The 689-nt window shown below is 58.5% G+C and carries 1 protein-coding gene; it reads left to right on the top strand.

What is annotated here, in order from left to right:
* Positions 1–143 precede the first annotated feature (143 nt).
* Positions 144–446, top strand: coding sequence for a hypothetical protein (locus ABG80_RS22140; RefSeq protein WP_235513949.1), 303 nt, complete (start codon positions 144–146; stop codon positions 444–446).
* Positions 447–689: the final 243 nt, after the last annotated feature.

The raw sequence follows: 689 nt of genomic DNA, 5'->3' as shown, positions 1-689 counted from the left end.
ACATACGGCGACGGCGGCATTGCACATCCCTTGTCTGGCAAGGCCGCTGCGCCTAACTGGGCGTTGCAGGGGACGCCTCCACCACTGCACGCTTCGGCCACGCCAAGCGGGCGCCCCTGAACTTGGTAGTTAGGCCTTCGTTTATGACGCACTCGGAACTTCATCGATCCTGGGCTCGAACCGAAGCACTCCTGCGAGCGGCAAAGCAATCATTGCCGAGCTCAATAGCTGAAGAGCATGCAAGCGATTTGGCTCAAGCCGAAGAATTTTTATCTCACAATGAGCTTGGCTTGGCCGCCGATTGCCTCACAGAAGTTGCCACCGCAAAACCCAACGAAGCGCTCGCAACGATCAAGTCGCTGATCCTTGCTGAAGAAAACATGGGCAGAGCTATTGAGCGGCAAAAGCTGGAACGCGTGCTCTTGGGAAGCACGAAGCAGTCATGAGCAGCTCACCCAGAACCGCATCTTTCACCAGCCTAACTGGTCGTTGCAGGGGACGCCTCAACCGCTGCGCGCTTCGGCCTCGCCAAGCGAGCGCCCCTGAACTTGGACGTTAGGCGCTCATTGAATACACCTCATGCACAGGCCATAGGGGCAGCCTCCTCGGCGGCTGGCAAGTGCGATAAATTGAGCATCACGTCAGCGCATGGCTGGCGCCATACGCAAGGGAGGCGGCATGGCACGTTC

This window comes from Aquabacterium parvum, assembly GCF_001447195.1.
Classification (GTDB): domain Bacteria; phylum Pseudomonadota; class Gammaproteobacteria; order Burkholderiales; family Burkholderiaceae_C; genus Aquabacterium; species Aquabacterium parvum.
The sequence above is the reverse complement of the archived record's forward strand: the minus strand, read 5'-3'. Positions and strand labels throughout refer to the sequence as shown.

Coding starts and splice junctions, on each gene's coding strand:
- ABG80_RS22140 (WP_235513949.1), top strand. CDS start 144: ATGACGCACTCGGAACTTCATCGATCCTGGGCTCGAACCGAAGCACTC.